This is a genomic window from Neisseria dentiae (assembly GCF_014055005.1).
Classification (GTDB): domain Bacteria; phylum Pseudomonadota; class Gammaproteobacteria; order Burkholderiales; family Neisseriaceae; genus Neisseria; species Neisseria dentiae.
This window is the reverse complement of the sequence record NZ_CP059570.1, coordinates 1,424,448-1,447,780: the sequence shown is the minus strand read 5'-3', so window position 1 is coordinate 1,447,780 and position 23,333 is coordinate 1,424,448. Positions and strand designations below refer to the sequence as shown.

The 23,333-nt window shown below is 53.1% G+C and carries 27 protein-coding genes and 1 tRNA gene; 20 read left to right on the top strand and 8 right to left on the bottom strand.

Translation table 11 applies throughout. The annotated features are described in order from the left end of the window. The first annotated feature begins 256 nt into the window (after positions 1-256). The 5 genes from H3L92_RS06865 to crcB all read left to right on the top strand — a co-directional run bounded on the left by H3L92_RS06865 (position 257) and on the right by crcB (position 3,193). Positions 257-442: a DUF3460 family protein gene (locus H3L92_RS06865; RefSeq protein ID WP_085365914.1), complete on the top strand. Its 186-nt coding sequence runs from the start codon at positions 257-259 to the stop codon at positions 440-442. 25 nt (positions 443-467) lie between these two features. Beyond that, positions 468-1,136 (top strand): class I SAM-dependent methyltransferase, encoded by a 669-nt coding sequence (locus H3L92_RS06860; protein WP_085365913.1) that lies wholly within the window; start codon positions 468-470, stop codon positions 1,134-1,136. Between the two features lie 13 nt (positions 1,137-1,149). Continuing rightward, entirely contained in the window at positions 1,150-1,812 is a 663-nt protein-coding gene (locus H3L92_RS06855) for a tetratricopeptide repeat protein (protein WP_085365912.1), read from the top strand. Positions 1,813-1,921: 109 nt separating this feature from the next. After that, a complete protein-coding gene (gene purE / locus H3L92_RS06850; RefSeq protein WP_085365911.1) occupies positions 1,922-2,410 on the top strand; it encodes a 5-(carboxyamino)imidazole ribonucleotide mutase in 489 nt (162 codons plus the stop codon). 405 nt (positions 2,411-2,815) lie between these two features. Next, positions 2,816-3,193, top strand: coding sequence for a fluoride efflux transporter CrcB (crcB, locus tag H3L92_RS06845; protein ID WP_085365910.1), 378 nt, complete (start codon positions 2,816-2,818; stop codon positions 3,191-3,193). Positions 3,194-3,496: 303 nt separating this feature from the next. Here the strand turns inward: crcB and H3L92_RS06840 are convergent, their stop codons facing one another. The 5 genes from H3L92_RS06840 to H3L92_RS06820 all read right to left on the bottom strand — a co-directional run bounded on the left by H3L92_RS06840 (position 3,497) and on the right by H3L92_RS06820 (position 7,339). Further along, positions 3,497-4,105, bottom strand: a complete 609-nt coding sequence (locus H3L92_RS06840; RefSeq protein WP_085365909.1) for a 4'-phosphopantetheinyl transferase family protein — start codon at positions 4,103-4,105, stop codon at positions 3,497-3,499. 235 nt (positions 4,106-4,340) lie between these two features. Next, a complete protein-coding gene (dld, locus tag H3L92_RS06835; RefSeq protein WP_085365908.1) occupies positions 4,341-6,032 on the bottom strand; it encodes a D-lactate dehydrogenase in 1,692 nt (563 codons plus the stop codon). Between the two features lie 212 nt (positions 6,033-6,244). Further along, positions 6,245-6,520, bottom strand: a complete 276-nt coding sequence (locus H3L92_RS06830) for a hypothetical protein (protein WP_085365907.1) — start codon at positions 6,518-6,520, stop codon at positions 6,245-6,247. Next, entirely contained in the window at positions 6,504-6,917 is a 414-nt protein-coding gene (locus tag H3L92_RS06825; RefSeq protein WP_085365906.1) for a phage holin family protein, read from the bottom strand. Before H3L92_RS06825 ends, H3L92_RS06830 begins: the two co-directional genes overlap by 17 nt. A gap of 110 nt (positions 6,918-7,027) precedes the next feature. Continuing rightward, the gene (locus H3L92_RS06820; protein ID WP_085365905.1) at positions 7,028-7,339 is read right to left on the bottom strand and encodes an ElaB/YgaM/YqjD family protein; all 312 of its coding nucleotides are present in this window, start codon (positions 7,337-7,339) and stop codon (positions 7,028-7,030) included. A 395-nt stretch (positions 7,340-7,734) separates the two neighbouring features. Here H3L92_RS06820 and H3L92_RS06815 point away from each other — a divergent pair, with 395 nt between their 5' ends. After that, positions 7,735-8,784 carry an NAD(P)-dependent alcohol dehydrogenase gene (locus H3L92_RS06815; protein WP_085365904.1) on the top strand — a complete coding sequence of 350 codons (1,050 nt, stop codon included), beginning with the start codon at positions 7,735-7,737 and terminating at the stop codon, positions 8,782-8,784. A 367-nt stretch (positions 8,785-9,151) separates the two neighbouring features. On the opposite strand, the gene scpC is transcribed toward H3L92_RS06815, so the two are convergent. The 3 genes from scpC to H3L92_RS06800 form a co-directional block, all read right to left on the bottom strand. After that, positions 9,152-10,675, bottom strand: a complete 1,524-nt coding sequence (scpC, locus tag H3L92_RS06810) for a succinyl-CoA:acetate CoA-transferase ScpC (RefSeq protein ID WP_085365903.1) — start codon at positions 10,673-10,675, stop codon at positions 9,152-9,154. Positions 10,676-11,144: 469 nt separating this feature from the next. Then, positions 11,145-11,732 carry a GTP cyclohydrolase II gene (ribA, locus tag H3L92_RS06805; RefSeq protein ID WP_085365902.1) on the bottom strand — a complete coding sequence of 196 codons (588 nt, stop codon included), beginning with the start codon at positions 11,730-11,732 and terminating at the stop codon, positions 11,145-11,147. After that, positions 11,725-12,486 carry a hypothetical protein gene (locus H3L92_RS06800; RefSeq protein WP_372338533.1) on the bottom strand — a complete coding sequence of 254 codons (762 nt, stop codon included), beginning with the start codon at positions 12,484-12,486 and terminating at the stop codon, positions 11,725-11,727. Before H3L92_RS06800 ends, ribA begins: the two co-directional genes overlap by 8 nt. 73 nt (positions 12,487-12,559) lie before the next feature. On the opposite strand from H3L92_RS06800, the gene H3L92_RS06795 reads away from it, so the two are divergent. The 14 genes from H3L92_RS06795 to H3L92_RS06730 all read left to right on the top strand — a co-directional run bounded on the left by H3L92_RS06795 (position 12,560) and on the right by H3L92_RS06730 (position 23,107). Continuing rightward, a tRNA-Leu gene (locus H3L92_RS06795) sits at positions 12,560-12,644 on the top strand. A 222-nt stretch (positions 12,645-12,866) separates the two neighbouring features. Further along, positions 12,867-14,069, top strand: a complete 1,203-nt coding sequence (locus H3L92_RS06790; RefSeq protein WP_085365931.1) for a tyrosine-type recombinase/integrase — start codon at positions 12,867-12,869, stop codon at positions 14,067-14,069. Positions 14,070-14,193: 124 nt separating this feature from the next. Next, positions 14,194-15,051, top strand: coding sequence for a hypothetical protein (locus H3L92_RS06785; RefSeq protein WP_143824334.1), 858 nt, complete (start codon positions 14,194-14,196; stop codon positions 15,049-15,051). A 160-nt stretch (positions 15,052-15,211) separates the two neighbouring features. Beyond that, complete coding sequence (locus H3L92_RS06780; RefSeq protein WP_085365899.1) at positions 15,212-15,454, top strand: helix-turn-helix transcriptional regulator; 243 nt, start codon at positions 15,212-15,214, stop codon at positions 15,452-15,454. Then, on the top strand, positions 15,451-15,825 hold the full coding sequence (locus tag H3L92_RS06775) for a hypothetical protein (protein ID WP_085365898.1): 375 nt from the start codon (positions 15,451-15,453) through the stop codon (positions 15,823-15,825). Before H3L92_RS06780 ends, H3L92_RS06775 begins: the two co-directional genes overlap by 4 nt. 98 nt (positions 15,826-15,923) lie before the next feature. Continuing rightward, complete coding sequence (locus H3L92_RS06770) at positions 15,924-16,475, top strand: hypothetical protein (protein ID WP_143824333.1); 552 nt, start codon at positions 15,924-15,926, stop codon at positions 16,473-16,475. Between the two features lie 2 nt (positions 16,476-16,477). Next, a complete protein-coding gene (locus tag H3L92_RS06765) occupies positions 16,478-16,846 on the top strand; it encodes a hypothetical protein (protein ID WP_085365896.1) in 369 nt (122 codons plus the stop codon). Next, on the top strand, positions 16,843-17,097 hold the full coding sequence (locus H3L92_RS06760; protein WP_085365895.1) for a hypothetical protein: 255 nt from the start codon (positions 16,843-16,845) through the stop codon (positions 17,095-17,097). Before H3L92_RS06765 ends, H3L92_RS06760 begins: the two co-directional genes overlap by 4 nt. Next, the gene (locus H3L92_RS06755) at positions 17,094-17,255 is read left to right on the top strand and encodes a hypothetical protein (protein WP_158088147.1); all 162 of its coding nucleotides are present in this window, start codon (positions 17,094-17,096) and stop codon (positions 17,253-17,255) included. The genes H3L92_RS06760 and H3L92_RS06755 overlap by 4 nt, the downstream gene beginning before the upstream one ends. Positions 17,256-17,436: 181 nt before the next feature. Further along, a complete protein-coding gene (locus H3L92_RS06750; protein ID WP_085365894.1) occupies positions 17,437-18,522 on the top strand; it encodes a DUF7146 domain-containing protein in 1,086 nt (361 codons plus the stop codon). After that, entirely contained in the window at positions 18,519-20,426 is a 1,908-nt protein-coding gene (locus tag H3L92_RS06745) for a DUF927 domain-containing protein (RefSeq protein ID WP_085365893.1), read from the top strand. Before H3L92_RS06750 ends, H3L92_RS06745 begins: the two co-directional genes overlap by 4 nt. 1,195 nt (positions 20,427-21,621) lie before the next feature. Further along, positions 21,622-21,909, top strand: coding sequence for a type II toxin-antitoxin system HicA family toxin (locus H3L92_RS13510; protein ID WP_310648960.1), 288 nt, complete (start codon positions 21,622-21,624; stop codon positions 21,907-21,909). Further along, on the top strand, positions 21,906-22,241 hold the full coding sequence (locus H3L92_RS06735; protein ID WP_085365890.1) for a type II toxin-antitoxin system HicB family antitoxin: 336 nt from the start codon (positions 21,906-21,908) through the stop codon (positions 22,239-22,241). Before H3L92_RS13510 ends, H3L92_RS06735 begins: the two co-directional genes overlap by 4 nt. Before the next feature lie 269 nt (positions 22,242-22,510). Beyond that, positions 22,511-23,107 (top strand): hypothetical protein, encoded by a 597-nt coding sequence (locus tag H3L92_RS06730; protein WP_085365889.1) that lies wholly within the window; start codon positions 22,511-22,513, stop codon positions 23,105-23,107. The last annotated feature ends 226 nt before the right edge of the window (positions 23,108-23,333 follow it).

Genomic DNA, 23,333 nt, shown 5'->3' with positions numbered 1-23,333 from the left:
CGCAGCAAGGTTGAACACCTTGCGAGCATTTTAGCTTCGCAAGTCCGCTACGCTACTTAACGCCGCAGACGAGGAATTTTGACCAAAAATACCGCCGTTGCGTTAATTGTCGGCAGACCCTAGTAAAACGGCGCATTATACCCCATCGCCACACACTGCGCACAAAGCGCCGCGCATCACACCGCACACGCCGCTTTTTCGGCTATAATCCCGTATATTCCGCAACATATCGTGTAAAACCAAAGAGAACACAACCATGTATCACTACAAATCCGAAGCCACCCGGTTTCTCGACGACTACATCGAAAAACACCCCGAAGAAGCCGAACAGCGCCTGAAAAACCGCGCCCTTCTGTGGGATGTCGAACTCAACCCCGAAGAGCAGGCAGGCTACGAAGCGGCCAAACTGCCGAAAAAGCCCTACGCCTACCAGCCCGACTGATATTTTTCAGACGGCCTTTGCAGCCATGGCAACCCACAAACACAATATCGACCCGCAGCTTGCCGGCTATCTGAACAGCATCGGCGAACCCGAGCCGCCTGTTTTGGCCGCCTTGCGCCGGCGCACCGCCGGACACCGCTTGGGCAGAATGGCCATCGCCCCCGAGCAGGCCGCCTTGCTCACTTGGCTGGCGCGGCTGATCCGTGCCGAACACTATCTCGAAGTGGGCGTGTTTACCGGTTACAGCAGCACCGCCATGGCCTTGGCTCTGCCGCCCGAAGGCACCGTTACCGCCTGCGACATCAACGTTACCTTTACCGACATCGCCCGCGAAACCTGGCAGGCCGCAGGCGTGGCGCACAAAATCACCCTGCACCTGCAACCCGCGCTGCTCACGCTCGACGACCTGATTGCCGAAGGCCGCAGCGGCACTTACGACATCGCCCTGATCGATGCCGACAAACCGCCCACCCCGCAATATTTCGAGCGCTGCCTGCAACTGGTGCGCAGCGGCGGCATCATCGCCATCGACAACGTATTGCTCGGCGGGCGCGTGCTGCAACCCGTTGCCGCCGACAGCCCGCCTGCCCATGCCGTTTTGCAGGCATTCAACCGAAACCTGCCGCACGATAACCGCATCACCCCCATCACCCTGCCCGTGGGCGACGGCCTGACCCTGCTGTTGAAAAAATAACCGCGAGGATATCATGAACCCCAAACTCCCCGCCCTGCTGCTTTCTTCCGTTTTACTGCTGAACGCCTGCGCCAATACGGGCGCTTCGCCGTCTTCCGCAACGCAAGGCAACCCGCCCGATACGCGCATTCCCTATCCCGAACCCGACACACAGGCGCAAATCGATAATTTGGGCATTCAGATGGCCCGTTTGGAAAAACAGATAGAAAGCCTGCAAACCCGCGTGCGCCAGCTGGAACGCCGCGCACCGGCCGCCCGCACGCCGGCCCGCACCGGCAGCACGACCGTGCCGGCCGGGCCTGCCCTACCCGTTACCAGCGACTACGATAACGCCCTCAAACACTACCACAGCGGCAATTACGCCGCTGCCATCGCCCTGCTGCGCGGCGCCGACAGCGGCGGCAACGGCAGCGACGATGCCCGCCAGCGTATGTATCTGCTGATGCAAAGCCATCAGCGCATGGGCAACTGCGAATCGGTGATCAACATCGGCAACCGCTTCGCCAACCGCTTCCGCAACAGCGCCCAAGCATCCGAGGCTCTATTCAGCGTGGGTTCGTGCCAATACCGTATGCAGCAGCAGGACATCGCCCGCGACACCTGGCGCAAACTGATTCAAATCTATCCCGACAGCCCGGCCGCCAAGCGCGCATACGGCGAATTGAAAAAACGCTGATTGGGGCGTGTAGCCGGAAGGCTTGCGAAGCGGGTTATTCCTCAAAAATACCGCCGCAATGCTTTCTGACTGCACTCCCGGTCAAACATTAAAATTTAAAGGATTAAACATGGCTCAAATAGGCATCATTATGGGCAGCAACAGCGACTGGCCGGTTATGGCGCATGCCGCACAGTTTTTAAAAGAATTCGGCGTTGAATACGAAGCGCGCGTCGTTTCCGCACACCGCACCCCCGATTTAATGTTTGAATATGCCGAAACCGCACGCGGGCGCGGCATCAAAGCCATCATTGCAGGTGCGGGCGGAGCCGCCCATCTGCCCGGCATGGTGGCCGCCAAAACCACCGTGCCGGTGTTGGGCGTGCCCGTGCCGAGCAAATACCTGCGCGGCGAAGATTCGCTGCTGTCTATCGTGCAGATGCCCAAAGGCATTCCCGTGGCCACGTTTGCCATCGGCGAAGCCGGTGCGGCCAACGCCGCGTTGTTTGCCGTTGCCCTGCTGGCCAACGAAAATCCCGAGCTGGCCGAAAAACTCGAAGCCTTCCGCCGCAAACAGGAAGCCGCCGTGTTGGCGATGGAGCTGCCCGCAGCGGAATAAATGCCGTAGCTTTTGCCGGATAACCGGTTGAAGTTTGAAGATGCCGGTTTTCCGCCATACTCGGGCTTGACCTGGGCATGACGTTCAGACGGACTAAACAACCTGCTGAAGATTTCAGGCCGAAACCTTGGCAAAACTACCTTCAGGCCATCTGAAAACTTAATGCGGATGCACGGTTTCCGGTAGCACCGGCCCGTCATTGCCGGGCCTGATCCGTCAATCCGGCACCGGATACTTCTGAAATATTCACCTTTCGCCTGAATGCAAATGCCGGATTATCGGGCCAAGCTCGATAATGACGAAATCAAACATTTCAGACGGCTTTAATGAGTTTTGCAAAGATCTCAGGCCGTCTGAAAACCTTTTCCGGCACAGGCCGCCCATTGGGTTTAACAGGATACCGCCATGTTCGCCAATTTTTCCGCCATCGTTGCAGGCGCCGCGTTCGGCGCGTTGCTGCGCTACGCGTTCGGCCTGTGGTTTGCCGGCACGGCTTCGTGGTTTGCGTTCGGCACGTTGGCGGCAAACTGGGCGGGTGCTTATTTAATCGGTTTGATTGCCGCTTTGCTGGAGTGTTTTCCCGTGCTCAGCCCCAACTGGCGTTTGCTGCTGATCACCGGTTTTCTCGGCAGCCTCACCACTTTTTCGGGCTTTTCGCTGGAAATCATCGGTATGCTGCAAGCACAGCGGTGGGGTGCGGCGCTGTCGGTGGTTTCGCTGCATTTGTTCGGCTCGCTGCTGCTGACCGCTTTGGGTTTGGCAACGGTGCAGCTGTTCCGCTGAAAACGGAACGCAGCCATGTTGTGATAAATAAACTTCAGGCCGTCTGAAACATTTCAGACGGCCTGAAACATTTATGGCGGATAAGCTAGCTTCGATGTGAGGCAGCCGCAGACAGTACGGTATATAGTGAATTTACTTAAGAAAAAGTACATACGTCATACTCGGGCTTGACCCGAGTATCTCATTTTCCTAAAAATTTCTGAAACCCGAAAAGATACTCGGGTCAAGCCCGAGTATGACGAAACTGTTACTAAAATTTAGCGGATTCACTCTAGTTAAGTCACTATGGTAACCGGCCGGTTATTATCCGTAGCGTTCAACCGGCCCGCAGGCCGAGCCGCCCAGTGTTTGCAGCTCGATTTCCGCCTGCCCCTGCCACACGCAAGAGAGCATCCAGCTGCCGTTTACGGTGGTGCTGATGCCTTGCCAGCCGTGCTGCCCGTTAACGTGCAGGCGGGTTGGGCCGTCTGAAAAGGTTTGCAGGCCAACGCGCGCCATGTCGGCAGGGAAGGCCAAGCCGGCGGCTTTAAGCAGCGCTTCTTTGAGCGTCCACAAACGGTAGAAGCCGTCGGCCTGCCAGCCGTTTGCCGACAGTATCCGCCGCTCGTTTTCCGTGGCCACCCATCCGGCCAGCGCGGCAAAGTCGCGCGGGCGTATGGCTTCGATGTCCACCCCTGCTTTGACGGTGCCGCAGCCGCACAACAGCGCAGCAGCCCCTTTGCTGTGCGAAAGGGAACACGCCGGCAGGGGAGCCTGCTGTTTCAGGTAACGGCTAACTTGCCAATCGGTGCGCGTTGCCAGCGTGGGGTGGCGTTGGACGCGCTGGCGGTCGGCTTCGTTCAGCGCATCAGGGCGGTATAAAGCTGCGGTGCGGTTGTCGGCAATCAGGCAAATCAGGTGCGGGGTGTCCATATCATATCGGGAAGGTTTTCAGACGACCTATCTTTGCAAATTCCAAGTAACAGTTTTCAAAATACTTGCGTCATACTCGGGCTTGACCCGAGTATCTACCGGTTCTTTCGTAACAACAAGATACTCGGGTCAAGCCCGAGTATGACGCAGAGTAGATATTTTCAAATTTCGATGGGCTTTTTGAAAAATTTTCAGACGGCCTAAACGAATTTTGCAAAGGTCTCGGCCTGTGTGCCTAATCGGCCCAGTGTTTTTTCTTGGAGGTTTTGCCGATGCCCGGGTTGAAGCTGTTGGTGGGGTCGAGTTTGCGGTAAAACTGTTTCAGCGCGGGTTTGGCTTCGTATAGGTGGCCGACGTTGTGTTCGGCCGGGTATTGCGCGCCGCGTTGGTCGAGCAGGTGCAGCATTTCGTGCTCCAGCGCTTGGCAGTCGTGGCCTTTTTTCACGATGTAGTCTTGGTGGAACACGTGGCACATAAAGTGGCCGTAATAGAGTTTGTGGCTGATTTTGTTGTCGATTTCCGGCGGCAGTTGCTCAAACCAGTCGTTATCGTTGCGGCGCAGGGCGATGTCGAGGGCAACGATGTCTTCCACTTCTTTGTCGTGCACGGCGCGGTAACGCACGGCGGCGGAGGCGACGGCGAAGCGGTGCAGCATGGCGGCTTGGGTTTCTTCGGGGCTGCACTCGAAATAAGCGCCTGATTTGCCGCTGAAATAGTCTTTCAAAAAGGCGCGCGCTTCTTCCACGCCTTCGCCGCCCATTTTTAAAATCAAGTGGTGCTCGAAGCGGTTGCGGTAGTCGCGCAGCGATTGCGGCAGGTGTTCGGGCAGGTATTTGCTGGCAAATTGCAGGGCTTTGTCGCTGAAGTGTGCGGGCAGGATACCGAGTTTTTTGCCGAGGCGGTCGGCTTTGGCTTTGAGGTCGAACAGTTGCGGCAGGCGGTGGGTGCCGAATTTTTTAATCACCCAGAAAGTGTCTTTGCCGTACACCGCCGCCATGTCGAAAGCGTCGCGGTGGATGTATTCGCCGGAAACGGGCAGGTTTTTGAAATCGGCCAGCACGGCGCGGCGGATGGCGGTGAGTTCGTCGGTGCTGTTGGTGCCGATATAGAACACGGCGGTGTGTTTTTCGAGCGGAAAGGTGTCGAGGCGCACGGCAAACACCATCAGTTTGCCCGCGCAGCCCGAGGCTTCGTAGTGGCGGGCGGGGTCGGCGTTGAAGCGGGCGGCGCTGGGTTCGTCAACCTGCCGCACATGGTTGCAATAGGCGTGGTCGTGGCCTTTGCCGGCATCGGGCGTGATGTCTTTCTGCCGGTAATGGTGGCCTTGCAGGTTGGTGAGGATTTCTTCGGGGGTGTCGCCCAAATCGATGCCCAAGTGGTTGATAAGGTGCAGTTCGCCGTTTTCGTCTAATTGGGCGAACAGCGCCATTTCGGTGTAGGCCGGCCCGCGCTGCACCAGTGCGCCGCCGGAGTTGTTGCACACGCCGCCGAGCACCGATGCGCCGATGCACGACGAGCCGATAACCGAGTGCGGCTCGCGCCCCAAGGGTTTCAGCAGCAGCTCGAGCTGGTTGAGCGTGGCGCCAGGCAGGCAGACGACTTGTTCGTTGTTGTTGATGGGGCGGATGATGTTCATGCGCATGGTGTTCACAATCACGATATCGCGGTCGTAATCGTTGCCGTCGGGCGTGGAGCCGCCGGTGAGGCCGGTGTTGGCGGCCTGCGTGAGCACAATCACATCGGCTGCCACGCAGGCTTGCAGGATTTTCCATTGTTCCAAAAGCGTGCCAGGCCGCACCACGGCCAGCGCGCGGCCTTCGCCGAAGCGGTAGCCTTGGCGGTAGGGTTCGGTTTTGGCGGGGTCGGTGATGATGTAGGGTGTGCCGACGATGTCGGTTAAGGTTTGCAGCAGTTGGGAGGCAGTCATGGCGGTGAACTTTAAGGGGTTGTAAAAGCGTAAGTTTGCGGGGTTTTTCGGGCGGGGTCAAATGCGGCTGGCAAAGTGTTTGCATGATTAAACGTTAATCATCTTTGCAAGATTGGTTCAGGCCGTCTGAAAGCCTTCTTGCCTGGTTTTCAGACGGCCTTAAGGATATTTTTGCAAAGGCTACGTCCTGTTTTGAAGCAAACGTTAAACCGTCAGCGTTTGTTGTCCTGCCGCCAAACCTGCCACAGCAGCAGGCCCGCGGCGGTGAAGATGCGGTGCTTCCAGCTTAAAGGCAGCAGCAGGCTTTTCCAGAGCAGGTTTTGCGAAGGCAGGCCGTCGGCCAGGCCGAGAATGGTGTTGAGGCCGCTGTCGATCATGCTTTGCTGTTCGCGCGCCCGTTGCATTTTCAAGCGCTCGGCGGTGATTTTCAAACGCGCCAGTTCGGCCTGCATTTCTAACAGTTTGCGTTCTTCATGCTTGGCGTTCATTGGTTTTTTCCTCCTTATCCTGTGCCGCCATGCCGCGCAGACAGGCGATATCCTGCTGCATTGCGCGCAGGGTGGCGGCCACTTGGGCGTTTTTGTTTTTCCAAGAGGAAACCGACCATGAGGCCAAGGCGGCAATCGCCAGCAGGCTGCAAACGGCCAGGCCGAAAAACACCCAGATTTTGGCTTCGCTGCTTAAAACATGGTTCAAACCCAACAGCAGGCTGATCATGCCGAACACAAACAATGCGCCCATCAGCACCACGGCGGCGAAAATCCGCACCACTGCGGAGGCTTGGTCGCCGATATCCAGTTGCAGCATACGCAGCCGCAGCAGGAATAAATCTACGCCTTGATTCAGCAGCACTTGGAAATGGTTGATGTGTTGTTTCAGGCTCATGGATATCCTTTTGATTAATTTAGGCATTGCTGCTTTCTAAGCTGCCGGTGCAACAAAGCATAACATAAAAAAGCCGTCTGAAAATGTTTCAGACGGCCTCGGATACTGCCTTAGCGGCGGTTGAGCAATACGCCCACCACCAGTCCGGCCAAGGCGGCGAAGCCCATGGCGTAGTAGGGCTTTTCCTGCACCAGTTCGTCGGCCTGTTTGGCGGTATGCTTCACTTTGCGGGCGGCCTGCTCTTCAAAATCATACAGTTTGGTTTTGGCCGCGCTCAGCTTGTCTTGCAGTTTGGCTTTCAGGGCTTTGGCTTCTTCGCTGCCGCTTTCCACGCCGTTGTTGTACAACTCTTCCACATCGTTGAGAACAGAACGGATTTCTTTCATCAAAGCTTCTTTTTGCTGTTCGAAATCTTGTTTCATAAAAGCCTCCTTGCAGGTTTTCGGTTAAAAAAGGGTTACAGCGTAATCTCATATAAGGCTGAAACACGCATATTCAACAGTATATAGCGGAATTAACGGCCGCTTTAAAAATATGCGCCTGCCGCCCGGCCGGCTGCACACGGTTTATCCTGCTGCTTAAAAGGCGTATAGTGGTAGCCGACAGGCCGTCTGAAAACTTTTTTATAGCGGCTTAAATTTAACACGTACAGCGTTGTTTCGCCTTGGCTCAAAGAGAACGATTTTGTAAGCCGCTGAAGCGGCAACAGAATCGGTTCCGTACTATCTGTACCGTCTGCGGCTTCGTCGCCTTGTCCTCTTTTAAATTTAAGCCACTAAAGATAAAACAGCTTCCCAACCTCAACAGGAGATGAATCATGACGCAAACCGTAAAAGGCTATGCCGCCCATTCGCACGACACCCCGCTGGTGCCTTTCAGCTTCGAGCGCCGCGACCCGCGCCCGGATGATGTGGTTATCGATATTCTTTACACCGGTGTGTGCCACAGCGATTTGCACACTGCCCGCAACGACTGGGGCTTTACCACTTATCCCGTGGTTCCCGGCCACGAAATCGTCGGCCGCGTAACCGCCGTGGGCAGCGGAGTGGATAAATTCAAAGTAGGCGACTTGGTGGGCGTGGGCTGTTTGGTCGACAGCTGCCGCGAATGCGAGCCGTGCCGCAACCATTTGGAGCAATATTGCGACAACGGCTTTGTCGCCACTTATGATTCCACCGACAAACACGACGGCCTGCGCACCTACGGCGGTTACTCGAAAAGCATCACCGTGAGCGACGCTTTCGTGCTTAAAGTGCCCGAAAACCTCGACACCAAAGCCGTGCCGCCGATTTTATGCGCCGGCATCACCACTTGGTCGCCGCTACGCCGTTGGAAGGTGGGCAAAGGCAGCAAAGTGGCGGTGGTCGGCCTCGGCGGTTTGGGGCATATGGCCATCAAACTCGCGCACGCTTTGGGTGCGGAAGTGAGCCTGTTTTCCCGCAGCCCCGGCAAGGCCGACGATGCCTACCGTTTGGGCGCCGACAAGGTGATTTTGTCCACCGACAACGCACAAATGCAGGCCGCCGCCAACCAGTTTGATTTGATTATCGACACCGTGCCCTACGAGCACGACGTCAACCCCTATATGCCGACGCTGAAACTCGACGGCACCTTGGTGTTTGTCGGCCTGGTGGGTGACATCAACCCCGCGCTTTCCACCATTCCGATGATTTTCAAACGCCGCAACGTGGCCGGCTCGCTGATTGGCGGCCTGAAAGAAACACAAGAGCTGCTCGACTTCTGCGGCGAACACAACATCGTTTCCGATATCGAAGTGATTGATATGAAAGATATTAACGAGGCCTACGAGCGTATGCTGAAAAGCGATGTGAAATACCGTTTTGTAATCGATATGGCCACGTTGTAAGTTTGGGTTTGGTTTGATCGAAAGGCCGTCTGAATGTTTTTCAGACGGCCTGAGGCCTTTGCAAAAAAGCCGTTTTAATCCTGAATGTATTATATTTCGTCATACTCGGGCTTGACCCGAGTATCTGTTATTTCTTTTGAAACAAAAAGATGCTCGGGTCAAGCCCGAGCATGACGCAAGCGTTTTAAGGTGCCTAAACAAATTTTGCAAAGGTCTCGGCCTGAATCTTTGTACAAACATTTTAAGGCCGTCTTGGAAGTGCTTTTCTCAAACTGATTGACTATCAAGCTCCGGTTAAGTCAGGCAAAGGCAAGCCGAATAAAAACCCCTTGCAAAAGCTGCAAGGGGTTGGCGGACACTAATACGGTTATTTGATGCGCATATCGCCGGTTTCGACGAAACGTTGGTGCCAGGAAAGGGCTTCCAGCAGCAGGTGCGGCGTGTGCAGGCCGCCTGCTTTTTCGGCGCGGTTGAAATAATCGTTCAACTGGTCGCGGTATTCGGGGTGGGCGCAGTTGTTGATAATCAGCTTCGCACGCTGGCGCGGTGATTTGCCGCGCAAATCGGCCATACCCTGCTCGGTTACGATAAACATCACGTCGTGTTCGGTGTGGTCGTGGTGCGAAACCATCGGCACGATGCAGGAAATCGCGCCGTCTTTGGCCACCGAGGGCGACACGAAGAACGAGAAGAAGGCGTTGCGGGTGAAGTCGCCGGAGCCGCCGATGCCGTTCATCATTTTGGTGCCCATCACATGGGTGGAGTTCACGTTGCCGTAGATATCGGCTTCGATCATGGCGTTCATGCCGATGATGCCCAAGCGGCGGATAACCTCGGGGTTGTTGGTGTATTCCATCGGGCGCAAGATGATTTTGTCGCGTAGAAACTCGATGTTGTCGTTGAAGCGTTGCAGTGCATCGGGGCTGAACGAGAGGGCGGTGGCGGAGGCCGATTTCATTTTGCCGGCGATAATCAAATCAAGCATACCGTCTTGCAGCACTTCGGTGTAGCCGGTTAAATCATCGAACGGTGCGTCCAACAGGCCGGCCAATACGGCGTTGGCCACGTTGCCCACGCCCGATTGCAGCGGCAGCAGGTTTTTCGGCAGGCGGCCGGCTTTCACTTCGTGGGAGAAGAAGTCGATGATTTGCGCGGCGATACGTTTGGAGTTGTCGTCGGGGTCGGCGAATTTGCTGTTGCGGTCGCCGCTGCTGGTGAGCACCACGGCCACGATTTTGTTTAAATCGCATTCGAGATAGGGCGAGCCGATGCGGTCGAACGGGCCGGTGATCGGAATGGGCTGGCGGTGCGGCGGCACGCCGATGTCGTATGCAACGTCGTGCATGCCTTCCAGTTTGGCGTTTTGGGCGGCGTTTACTTCGATAATCACTTTTTTCGCCGCTTTCAGCGCTTCGTTACAGTGGCCGATGCCCATGGCGGGAATGATTTTGCCGTCGGCGGTGATGCCGGAGGCTTCGATGATGGCCATGTCGAAATCGCCGTAGAAGCCTTGGCGCATCTGCTGCTCAACGTGCGACAGGTGCATATCTTGATAGGCGATGTTGCCGGCGTTGATGCTGTTGCGGATGCCGGGGTCGGATTGGAAGGGGTTGCGGAAGCTGACACAATTGGCGGCGGCCAATACGCCGTCGCATTCGGGGGCGGTGGAAGCGCCGGTGATCATGCCGATGGCAAACGCTTCGCCACGTGCGTGGGCGGCTTTGGCGCGTTCGGCAATGGCGGTGGGCAAGGCTTTGGGATAGCCCGCGCCGGTAAAGCCGCTGATGGCAACGGTCATGCCGTTTTGCACAAATTCGGCCGCTTGTTCGGCCGACATGATTTTGGCGCGCAGGCCTTCGTGTTGTATGCGTTCTGCTGCGTTGGCAGTCATGAGTGTCTCCTCTTGGGAATGGGAAACCGCTTTCCCCAATTATTCGGGCGGTTCCGTTAAACGTTCAATATGGTGTTCGGGAAAACGGCCGCCGTGTAGTACGGCGTAGCCGGTTCATTCGGCAATATATAGTAAAGGTTTTGCGGTGTAAAGAAGGCGGCAGCCATTCGGCGGCAGGTGTTTGAAAAAATCAATTGAAATTGAATGATAAGGTTGGCAAAGGTGGTTGGCGGTATCGGTTTTATGCCACAGGCCGTCTGAAACGTTAAGACGGCCTGTGGCAATATGGGTATTTCTGTGGTTGAACCGCTTAGCCTGGTGGCAGTGTCGCCATACCCGGGTTAAGCCCGAGTATAACGTGTGTGGTTTTATTAAAGTTGATTAACTATAACGGTTGCCGGCCCGCCAATATGGCGGCAGTTGGGTATTTTCAGACGGCCCGAACGAATTTTGCAAAGGCTTCAGTCTTTTAAAACCAATGGCCGAGTTTTTCGGCTTTGGTGTTGAGATAGCGTTCGTTTTCTATATTCCCACCCACTTGCAGCGGCACGCGTTCGGCGACCCTGATGCCCGCGTCGGCCAGCACCTGCACTTTTTCAGGGTTGTTGGTTAAGAGGTTGACTTCTTTTACGCCCAAATGCTCGAAAATATGTTTGGCCAGCGTAAAATCGCGGGCATCTACCGGCAGCCCCAGCGCCACATTGGCCTCCACCGTGTCCAAACCCTGATCTTGCAGCTGATAAGCGCGGATTTTATTAATCAGGCCGATGCCACGCCCTTCTTGGCGCAGATAAACAATCACGCCGCGGCCTGCTTGCTGAACCACCTGCATGGCTGCCTGAAGCTGCGGGCCGCAATCGCACTTTTGCGAAAACAGCGCATCGCCGGTCAGGCATTCGGAATGTATGCGCGCCAACACCGGCGCTCCGTCGGTGATATCGCCCATGGTTAACGCCACATGCTCCTGCCCGCTTGCTTCTTCAAACCCGTGCAGGGTAAACACCCCCCATTCGGTGGGCAGGCGGCAGGCGGCGATAAATTTCAACGGTTCAGTCATTTTGTTCCTCTTGGTGTTCGGGTTTCAGCAAAGCGGCCATCGGCTCGGCCAGCGCCAGTGCCAGCGCCACCCAATCGGCTTGAACGGCTTCGGTGAGCGCCGCCTTGCTTTCGTATTCCACATGCACGATACCGAGCACGCTGCCGTTTTCGGTGCTGACCGGCAGCGACATCTGGCTTTGGCTGCGGCTGTTGTGGTTGCCTTCGAGTGCTTCCGAAGAGAGCCAGTGCGCCACATCTTCCGCCAGATTCAGCCAGCCGGTGTGCGCCGAACGCACGGGCAGATGGAAGCGGGCGTTTTCTTCGCTAACCGGCAGCCGTTGTGCCAGCACCAGCCCCTGCTGCGCCAAACGCAGCAAAAACGGGCCTTGTTCGGACGGCAGCAGCGCATACACCACCGCGCTTTGTGCGGCGGCGGTGCGGCTGTAGGCCGAATCCAATGCCATGAAAATCTGCTTCAGCAAGGCTTCGTTTTCGGGCGTGGGGGCGATATGCTCCGACAGCACGGCATCGTTTGCGGCATACCACAAAACCGCGCGGTCGATTTCGGCGCGGCCGTTGTGCATCACCGTTTGCGCCGCCAGCACGCCCACGCGGATATCGTCTTCGGGCAGCCGCAAGCCTTGCGTTTGCAAATAATCGCGGATCAGCGAAACAGGCATATCGATGCTTCCTTTTTCTTGCGTTAATTCGGTATTGAGGCCGTCTGAACGTTTCAGACGGCCTGATCGGGTGTTTCGGGTAGGTGAGTGCATTATACCTTTTTTCAAGCACGGCGGATTTGCATCTCTGTTAACTTTCGGTATAATCCTGCCTTCCATATTCTATGCGGAAGTGGCGAAATTGGTAGACGCACTGGATTTAGGTTCCAGCGCCGCAAGGTGTGAGAGTTCGAGTCTCTCCTTCCGCACCAAACTCAAAAAACAACAGCCTTTCGGGGCTGTTTTTTTACGTCTATACCCATCTACCCAAATACACAAAAAAACCAAGCCCAGTAAGGCTTTTGTTCTGATAAAGAGCTGTTTCAGACGGCCTTTATTATCTACACCAATCTACCCCCGTCTTATTGAATCAACAAAAAATTTACGGTATTTTTAGCGGTATCCGAAAATACCACAAAAAAAGTACCGTAAAAATGCCGTTGAACGACCGCCAAATAAAGAACACCAAACCCGCCGACAAGCCCTATAAGCTGACAGACGGGCGCGGCTTGTATCTGTTGGTAAAACCAAACGGTGGGAAGTATTGGCGGCTTGATTATTCAATAGACCGAAAAAGAAAAACGTTTGCAATCGGCGTTTACCCCATTATCGGCTTGGCGGAAGCACGGGGAGCCGCTGAAAATGCCCGCCGCCTGATTGCCATAGGGCAAGACCCCAGCGCAGCCAAGCAACAGGCCAAGCAGGAACGGCAGGCCGCCTTGCTGAACACCTTTGCAGCGGTAACGAAGCAATGGCACACCAAGAACCTGCCGCGTTGGAAAGAGAAACACGCGGCGCGGATTATGCAGTATTTTGAAGCAGACGTTTTCCCGCATATCGGCAACCGCCCGATTAAAGAATTACGGGTAAGCGATATAAAAAACGTAATCGAGCATATCGCCGAGCGGGGCGCATTGGAAACGGCAGAAAAAATCAGGCAATGGATAGGCAGCGTTTTCAATCATGCCGCCTTGCTGGAGCTTACCGACGGCAATCCCGCCGCCCCGCTTGTCGGTTATCTGCCTAAACGGCAGGCCGTTCATATGCCCGCCTTGCCGCGCGAAGAGCTAACCGAGTTTTTCAGACGGCTGATACTGGCCGATACACATCAGCAAAACCGCCTATGTGTGATGCTGATTATGCTTTGCTTTGCCCGTAATGCCGAAATACGCGGCGGCAGATGGCAAGAAATCGACTTTGACAAGAAAACATGGACAATACCCGCCGAGCGTATGAAACGCCCCCGTGCGCATATTATCCCGCTGGCAGACTGGCCGCTTGAGTTATTGCAAGAACTACACGCCATAACGGGGCACAGCCCGTTTCTGTTCCCCAGCCGCACCGCCATAGACGGCCATATCAGCGAAAACACGGCAGGCAAAATCATTAACAGCATGGGATACAAAGGCATAGCCACACCGCACGGCTTCCGCAGCCTTGCAAGCAGCGTATTAAACGAACAGGGCTTTAACCCCGATGCAATCGAGCGGCAGCTTGCCCATATCGACGACAACAAAATCAGAGCAGCCTATAACCGCACGGACTACATGGCCGAACGGGTAGAGATGATGCAATGGTATTCAGATTATTTGCGCGCCCGCTATGATAAAGCGCGGGCGTTAATTCAGGGCGGTTAAAGGCCGTCTGAAACGTTACAACCACACCTAGCCTGCGATTAGCTACCAAGGGCGAAAACAAAAGCAAGCCCTAAGCCTTTGCTGGTGTGGTTTTCCTAATGATTGGGGCAAGGTATGAGCAGTAATGGAAATTTCTGAAAATGAACGTGGCTGTAATCATTGGTTATTGAAGAGAGGTTATCAGGTCAATCCACATTTAGGTAAGGCTATCTTATTGTGTAAGCTTGAATGTGAATATTGGCTTGAAAATATGACGGTATCGGACATTGATAAGGCTTTAGTGGATATTGATAAAATCGTAAGCTACTTTGACGATGAAATGCAGAATATTCAATATCTTAAAAAAATAAATGAGTACGTTATTGATATACTTCCCCCTATGTTATATCAGAATCAAACAAAGGATAAATCAAGTTTCCCCAAAGCAGATGAAATACCGTTGTCAGTCAAAATTTTGGCGTTGCGTGGGAAAATACAAGGTTTGACGCGTAATCACTTACTCGCTGCGGCATATCGGCGTATTGTTCAGGATTATTACCAATGGGAAACGATAACAGACGTCTTAGAAACGGCGGCGCGAAACGCTGATAAATTTGGCTATCATATTTCAGTTATGTATGACCCTGCAAAGGTATTCGAATTGATGGCTGATGTATCGGCTTTGCTTGCCCTCGCTTCCAATATGGATATAGCAGCTAGAGGAACGATGTCTTTTAGTGATTTGAAATCACATTTTGAACGTAGGAGTGCGCACGAAAAGGCAGTAAAATCAGGCGAGATAAGAAGCGAGCAAAAAAGAAAGGCGCAAGCTGCATTTTTGGCTGCTAAAGAAAAAAAACCGGAACTTTCAGCGCGGCAATTTGCACTGGATAACTACGAAGCATACGGTTATGCCGGTTATGAACAGTTGGCTAATAATTTAACACAAAATGAGTTGGAAAAATTTAAAATGGCGTTGGAAAAATCGAAATTGAAAGTATAAGCGTTGCGGTAACGCTTATACTTTTTACGGCATCACTTATAAGTGATACGGCTACGCTGATTCTTTCTTTTTCAGACGGCCTTTACTATTAACCCGTGTATTCCCCTTGCTACCAAGCAAATAACGGAATACACGGGAATTTTTATTTGGAGCTTGAATAATGGAAAACATTTCTATCCGTATGCTTCGCCTGCCCGATGTGATGGCAGTTACAGGGCTATCACGGGCGGCGATTTATGCCAAAAACAATCCGAAAGACAAAGCGCGGTTTGATGCCGATTTTCCCCAGCGTGTGCAGTTGTCGGCCAATGCCGTTGCGTGGCCGTCTGACGGCTTACAGGCGTGGCTTGATAAGCGCATTGCAGCGAGCCGTAAACAACACCAGCAAGGAGCGGCGGCATGAGAGAAGAAGAGTACCGCGCGGCAGGCCGATTGTTTGAGAGCGGTTACCCTGATGGCGGCCAAACCGACCGACGATTGGGCGGCCTGCTTGGCTTGTTGGCTAATTTCGACCATTTAGCAGCTATATGCCTTGGTATGGAAGAGCAAATATTAGGCCGTGATAGCGTGCCGGAGCCTGATATTGCTTTTCTGCTGTGTTGTGTAGTGGCGGCCAAGCAGGAAGCCTTCAGGCTGTATTCTGTGGAACACCATCACGGCGAAATCGGCGGGGAATTATCGCTGCTAAACCGCATTGAAGAAGAGCTGTTGCAGTATCAGGCCGATATGCACTATTTGGGTATTTACCCTGACAACCCGCCTTCAAATACCTGAAACCAAAACCGCCAAACCTGAAACAGGTAAGGCGGCTTGGTTAGGGGGTAGCCAAAAACGGCTTATAAAAACTTTGATTGTGATTCAAAGGAAACATTATGTTAATGCAGTTTTTATCAACATATCAAGCATTTTCGGGCGATATGGGCGTAAACCGCCGTATCCTGCTTGACGTTTTAATCAGACGGTTGCACAATGAATCCGCTGCTTTCAATCAAGCGGCAGGGTTTAGCAGCCCTAATACAACGTGGCAGACAAGCCGCCGTTATCCCATATCGGGCGGCATTGTTACGTCTGCATTCCCTTGTTGTACCTTTTCCTACGGGGAACAGGGGAACGGGAGGCTTTACGCCTGCTGGAAACACGTTGTCCAGTCTGCTAACCCGTTCCTTTTGTTCCCCGCCCTCACGTTTAGCAGCGTGAAACGGGGCATTAAAAACCAACGTGAAAAGGTACATATCATGCGTAAAATCCGCAAGGGCTATTCACGCCCGCTTATTTCCCGTTCTATCCGTTCTTTTGATTCTTTGGCCGATGCAGGCCGCTTTATTGACCGCCTGACGGCTTCCAACACCAACGACTACCGCTTCAATATCGTGCAAAACGGCACGCGCTGGACGGTGTGCAATGTGATTAGCGGGGAGGTGTAATCATGGAATCTTTGAATCCTAAAAAACCTAAATTTTCCATCAACACTAACTTTCAGACGGCCTTACCTGCATTGTTGGCAAACGGCGCGGCCATTGATAACGCCAAAGTGTTAAGTTCTGAATATTCGGGTTATCTGCAATCATGCGCGGAAACGGCCAACCGTTCCTTACTGGCTGCGTTGTTTATGATGAACCGTTTGGCCGAAGTAAACCGACAAGCAGCCGCGCATTGTCGGGTAGATTTGCAAGAAGCGGAAGATGCCTTGCGGGATTTGACCGCCGTTGTGAGTGAAACTTCCCCTGTTTTAATGGCTATGGCGGTAGATTTGGCTTTAGCTGGTGTTCAGAATGAACAAAAGGGGGATTCATGATGCAAACCGCAGCCAATCCCCTGTATATCACACCCCATCATGCCCATGCTGCTTTTGCGGCGGCTTTTCAAGCCCTAAACAGCCTTGCCGCCTGCTATCCGGCGGTGTGGTTCGGTATGTTGCTGGACGGCGGCAAGTGGCTGGTGTTCCGTATTCATGAGCAATACCGGCGGGGCATAACGTTTGATGCGCCTGCAAGCGTTTCAGACGGCCTTTTTTCAGACAACCCGAACGGAAAGGCGGAATCATGAATATCTGTGTTTTGGCGTGCCTGTTTGAAGCGGATACGGCAGCCGAAGCCATCGGGTATAGCGAAACCATACCCAATAATCCCGCTTATGGGCGTTTGTGCTTGATGCAGCTTGCAAGTGGCAAATGGGCGGTGTGTCTGTGTCGTGGCGGCGGATAAGGCCGTCTGAAAATGCGGGAATGCGTAAAACCGTCTATTTTGCGTTTAAAGCACATTTCCGCCTTCGGGTATGCAACCCCATTATCCAATCGTTAAATCCCCCTAATTTTGCATATTTAAGCCCTTAGCGCGTGTTTTACGCACTAGGCAGGGGGCTTTCAGCCTTAAGAAAGGCAAAATCATGACTAAATCAACAGAAAACCATCAAAACAGGCCGCCTTACCGCCTTGCCGATGTGAAAGAAACGGCGCGGGGGCGTTGGCCTGAAATCCTGCGGGCTTTGGGTGTGCCGGAAAGCTACACCGATACCCGCAAACACCAGCCCTGCCCATCATGCGGGGGAAAAGACCGTTTCCGCTTTACCGACCATAAACAGGGCGGCGGCTTTATTTGCAACCATTGCACGCCCGACGGGGGCAGCGGCTTTGATTTGCTGATGCTGGTGTACGGCTATACGTTTGCGGAGGCGGTTAAAGCCGTGGCCGTGATATTGGGTTTGGACGGTGGGCATATCGCCCCTTCTGTGGCGAAAATCCCGCCAAAGCCCGCCGACACGGAGCAAGACGGCAAACGAAGAATCGAACGCCTGCTTACTTTGTGGGCGGAATGCCTGCCGTGGAATACAGACGGCATGATTGGGGATTATCTGTATGGGCGCGGCATTCCCCTGCCTGAAAAATTGCCCGTTTCAGACGGCCTGCGCCTGCATAAACGGCTGCCTTATTGGCATGAAGGACGGGTATTGGGGCATTTCCCCGCGATGGTGGGGCTGTTTCAGGATATAGCGGGCAAGCCGTGCGGCCTGCATATCACTTATTTGCAGACGGCCTCATACAACGATTTGCCTGTAAAAGCGGCGTTGTTCGACCCGAAAAACCGCGAGCGTCTGCCCGCTAAGAAAATGCGGAGCGCGGGTGCGGGAAGCCTTACCGGCGCGGCCATACGGTTGTTTGAACCTGAAAACGGCGTTTTGGGCGTTTGCGAAGGCATAGAAACGGCTTTTGCGGCGCGTTATGTATCGGGTGTGCCTATGTGGGCGTGCGGTTCGGCGCATGGCATTCAATCGCTGGTATTGCCCGACGGTATCCGCGAGCTTGTGATTATTGCTGATAACGATACCAACGGCACGGGCATAAACGCGGCGCGGGCTTTGCAGCGCAAATATCAGAAAGGCTTAGACAGTATCAAGATTTGGCAGCCTGACACGATGGGTGCGGACGCGCTGGACGTGTTGGCGGCGCAAGTGCAGAAAGGGGCGGCAGCATGACAGATGAAACCAAAAACAACGGCAAGGGTGTTTCAGACGGCCAAAACGGCGAAAATCAAGGCAAGCTGCGCATGGTTAAGGGTAAGGCGGGCAAAAGCCGTAAAAACGCGCCTGAAAGCGATTTTGACGCATTGGCTGCGATTCAGTCGGCAGGCGGTACGCCGATAGAGCCGTTTTACGAAAACCGCCGCGAGGGATTGTTTTATACCGGCGTGGGCATAACGCGCGAGAGTGGCGAACCCTACCATCTGCCGCCTTTACATATTGCCGACAATATCGAACTGGTGGGGCGCGGTGTCGGCGATGATGAAAAAGAATACCGCATTATCGAATACCGGCGGCGCGGCGAAAACACGCGCAAACAGGCGGCTTTGCCGTTGGAAACAGTAGGTACGCCCGCTTGCTGGTGTTTTCTGCGCGGTTTAGGTATCGGGATTAAATCCAGCGGTAAGGCAATGGCGGCATTAGCCGATTATCTGCAATGGCAAGGCGATTTTACCGACTGGCAGATAGCCAACCGCGGCGGCTGGCTGAATGACGGTTATACCGGCTATGTACTGCCCAGCGGCGAAATTATCGGCCATGCAGGAGGTAGGGTTATCTATAACGGCGACACCAGCAAAAAAGCTGCTTATGCGGTATCCGGCAGCCTTGAATCATGGCGGGCGGAAATTGCCCGTTATGCGGTAGGAAACAGCCGCTTGATGCTGGCATTGGGAACTGCCTTTGCTTCGCCGCTGCTTGCGCCTATGAAGCTGGAAAACGGCGGCTTCCATCTGTTTCAGGCTTCCAGCGGCGGTAAAACCACTACGGCCATGCTTGCACTTTCCGTTTTCGGCAACCCCGACAAACTGAAAAACACTTGGAAAGCAACCGCGCTGGCTATTGACAATATCGCCGCTGCAACGTCTGACGGCTTTATGGTGCTTGATGAAATATCGCAAGCACGGGGCAATGACGTTAGCAGCGTGGCCTATTCGCTGTTTAATGGCGTGGGCAAGCTGCAAGGGGCAAAGCAAGGCGGTAACCGCGAGCGGCTGGAATGGCGCGTTTTATTGCTTTCTACGGGGGAATTTGACGCGCTGCATTACATGAAACAGGCGGGCTTTGAATGGAACGCGGGGCAGAATGTGCGTCTGCCGTCTATTCCCGCCGATGCCGGTAAAGGTTTCCGCGTATTTGACACCCTGCACGGCTTTTCAGACGGCGCGGTTTTTGCCGAAACATTGGAGCAGTCGGCCAAACATCATTACGGCCATGCGGGGCGCGAATTTGTGCAGTATATCGCCGAAGCCATGCAGCGGGATAAGGCGGGGTTTATCGCCAAAGTAAACGGCCTTTGTGCTGCTTTCCGCGATGCCCTGCCGCCCGATTTGAGCGGGCAGCCCGCGCGTGTGGCTAAACGCTTTGCATTGGTTGCCGCCGCATTGGAACTGGCAACCGAATGGGGCATTACGGGCTTTAATTCGGGCGACGGTGTGGCTGGTGTGCTTGCTTGCTTTGATGCTTGGTATGAGCGAGAAGGCAAGGGGAACTATGAAGAGCGGCAGATACTGCAACGGGCAGCCGATTTTATCCAGTCTAAAGGTAATTCCGAGATGTTCGGGCGGCTGGAATCAATAGGCATTGACGGCGGCCATCAAACCAGCCGTTACCATGCAGGCTATGTAGAGCAAAGAAACGGCTATCCGCCCGTGTACTATCTGACCCGTGAAGCCTTCGAAATCGAAATCTGCGGCGGTTACGATAAAGATTTTGTGTGCAAAGTGCTTTATGACGCGGGCTGGCTGCAAAAGAGCAGCAACCGATGGACGAAACAGCTTAAACGGGCAGGGATAAGCACGGCATGGTTTTATGTGCTGGCAGGCGACCAGCCGCCGCAAAAAGAACCGGCAGAGGATTAGCATAAACGGGGGTTAAACATGCTGATTTTGCTTAACTCTCGTTACGCGCGTAAAAAATATTGGTTACTTTGGTTACTCGATGTATATCTTATTGTTTTATATTGATAATCAGGTGTTTTGAGCTTGGTTACTCGTTGGTTACCGCTTGGTTACCGTTGGTTACTTTCAGACGGCCTAGCCCCGCTTGATAGCCGTTTTGTTTTATTTAACAACATCTTAATAGGTAGCCAAGATTTTATACTTTAAAATCATAAGGTTACATAAAGGTAACCAAGCGGTAACCAGCAAGTAACCAAAAAATTTATCACTTTTTTATTTAAAATCAACGAGATAACCAAAGTAACCAAGTTTTCGAGGGTGTGTTATATATTTTTTTGCGGAAATGGTGTTTTAAATGATAGACGGTATCATTATCGGTAAGCTGACAAGGCCGCCCAAAAGGCTGTTCACAGTACGCGGCAGCGTCTATGTGATAGCGAAAATGAATGTGCATACATACAGGGTAGGCAGCCCGCCGATATACGCTAACATAATTGCGTTTGACAGCCGCGTATGCGCCTATTTACTGGAAAGGAAGCAAGGGGAAACCCTATCATTGGGTGGCATCATTACGCCTAAATTAACGGCAGAATACGGGCAGACGGAAATAGAGTTGGACTTAACCGTGAAAACCATCATGACGGGCTACCATATCGGGCAGGCGGCAGGCAAAGGCCGATTGTTTGAACATTGGCTGGCGTGAAAGTGCTAAGGTACTTTCTGGTGTTTGATTCATGCGGGTAATTCGCACCGAGTTTTTTGTGAAGTGTAGCGGGTGTATAGCTTCCTTACTGGCTTTTGTTGAATGGGTAGGGGGTGTTAAAAGTTCGGGCGGCTTATATTCCTAGACCGCCCGCCCTCCCATTCACAGAATTTTTTTTCCGTGGAGAGTTGTTAAAACTGTTTTTTAACAGTCTGATTAACATTAACTTTTTGATATTTTATTGCGTGGTTTTCAATGGTTTCAGACGGCCTTAAAATACGGCGGTTGCTTACCCCGTGATAGTGGTTAAGGTTGCCATGCCGCCCGCCTTGTTTTAGAATGGTACTAAATATTAGTGCCATTTTGTTTTTATGAAAAAGAAACACCAAAGAACGCTTGCTTTATAGTGGATTAAAATAAGAATGCCGAAGTAGGGTAAAACGATTCTTTAGCATATCGCCCAATTGCAAGTTTGAATGCAGTTATTTCATTTCGGAGTTTTTATTTGAATTCACTATAATATTCAGCCGCCCCGTATCCGGCGGCATCAAATGGGCGGATATTGAAGTTCTGTTTGTCGAATTGGGCGCGGAAATACAAGAAAGAGAAGGTAGCCGTGTGGCTGTAATCCTTTTCGGGCAAGTGAAAGTGTTTCATAGGCCGCATCCAAGCCCTGATACAGATAAAGGCGCAGTTGCGAGCGTGCGTAAATGGTTGGAAGAAAACGGAGTAAAGCCATGAACAATGTAATGGAAATCAACGGTCATAAAGCTATTATTCAATACGACCCTGAAACCGAGTTACTGCGCGGCGAGTTTGTCGGCCTTAACGGTGGGGCGGATTTTTACGCCGATAACGTGGCAGACTTGCACAAAGAGGGGGAGGCCAGTTTGGCGGTTTTTCTCGATGTGTGCAAAGAAAAAGGTATTGAGCCGTATAAACAGTATTCAGGCCGCTTTAATGTGCGGGTAAGCCCTGAAACCCATGCGGCGGCGGCGGCGGCGGCGGCGGCGCAAAATATCAGCCTGAATGAATGGGTAAACCGTGCAATCAGCCAATCCGCCCATGCCTGAAAAATGATTTTTTACCCGCTTGCCCCTCAGCCGAAAAGGTAAAAAAATACCCTAAGGCCGCTTTGACTTTTGCAAAGATACGGTACTTTTTACGGTATTTTTTGATTTAATATTTATAAATATTAAAAATATCATAATGTTATTGTAAGAGTTTGCGTCTCTCCTTCGCATCAAGCTCAAAAAACAACAGCCTTTCGGGGCTGTTTTTTCATTTTTTACGGCGGTGTGCGGGCAGCTTTCTGTTTGAAAAAGCGTTGATTGGCTATACAATGCACGCTTTTGCCGAAACGTATCTGTTTATGCTGTATCACTTTCTACGCGATATGTGGGACATCTTGCGCCTGCGTTATAAAAATCCCGCCGACTACCGTTATTCGCTGGCCGTTTCCGCCGCCGTGCTGCTGCTGATCGGTTTGGTGAATGCGGCCGCTACGGCGCCTTTGTTCGGCAAAAGCCCGGCGGTAGTGACGCTGGCTGTGTTGCTGACGGTGTTGAAATGCGGCGTGTTGAGCCTGGTGATGGGGCGGATGCTGTCGCGCGGTGCGGGCAAGCTGCCGTTATGGGGCTTTGTGCTGGCTTCCGAAGCATTGTCGGTGCCGCTGCTGGCTTTGTTTTACGCGCCTGCTTTGGCAGCTGCGGGGATGTTTTGGCAGATTTGGATATTTGTTGCGCAGGCTGTGGGATTGATCAGAATGAGCGGCCAGCCGGGCTGGCGGGTGATGCTGGGCTACTTGGTTTATGCGGTGCTGACCGTGGTGGCCGGTAGTGTGCTGATGATGGTGTTGGTTCAAATCGGCCTGATTGATTTGGGTGCGCTCACCGAGCAGGCGAAGGTGATTTTGGAATCTCCGCCGCAAACCCGTTAGGTTTGATTGTGTTGTTATTTTGAATAAGGCCGTCTGAAAGAGTATTTTTCAGACGGCCTTTCTGTTTTCTGCGGCATGGCATATCGGAATGCAAGCTGTAACGCATATTTTGCAGTTTTTAATGCAAGGTAACGCCGCTTTGTTGTTAAATACGGCCGTTTCATCAAGAGGCGGCCTGCCTGCTTTGTTGAAACGGCACACTTTTTTATTTTCGAGAGAGAAAAGC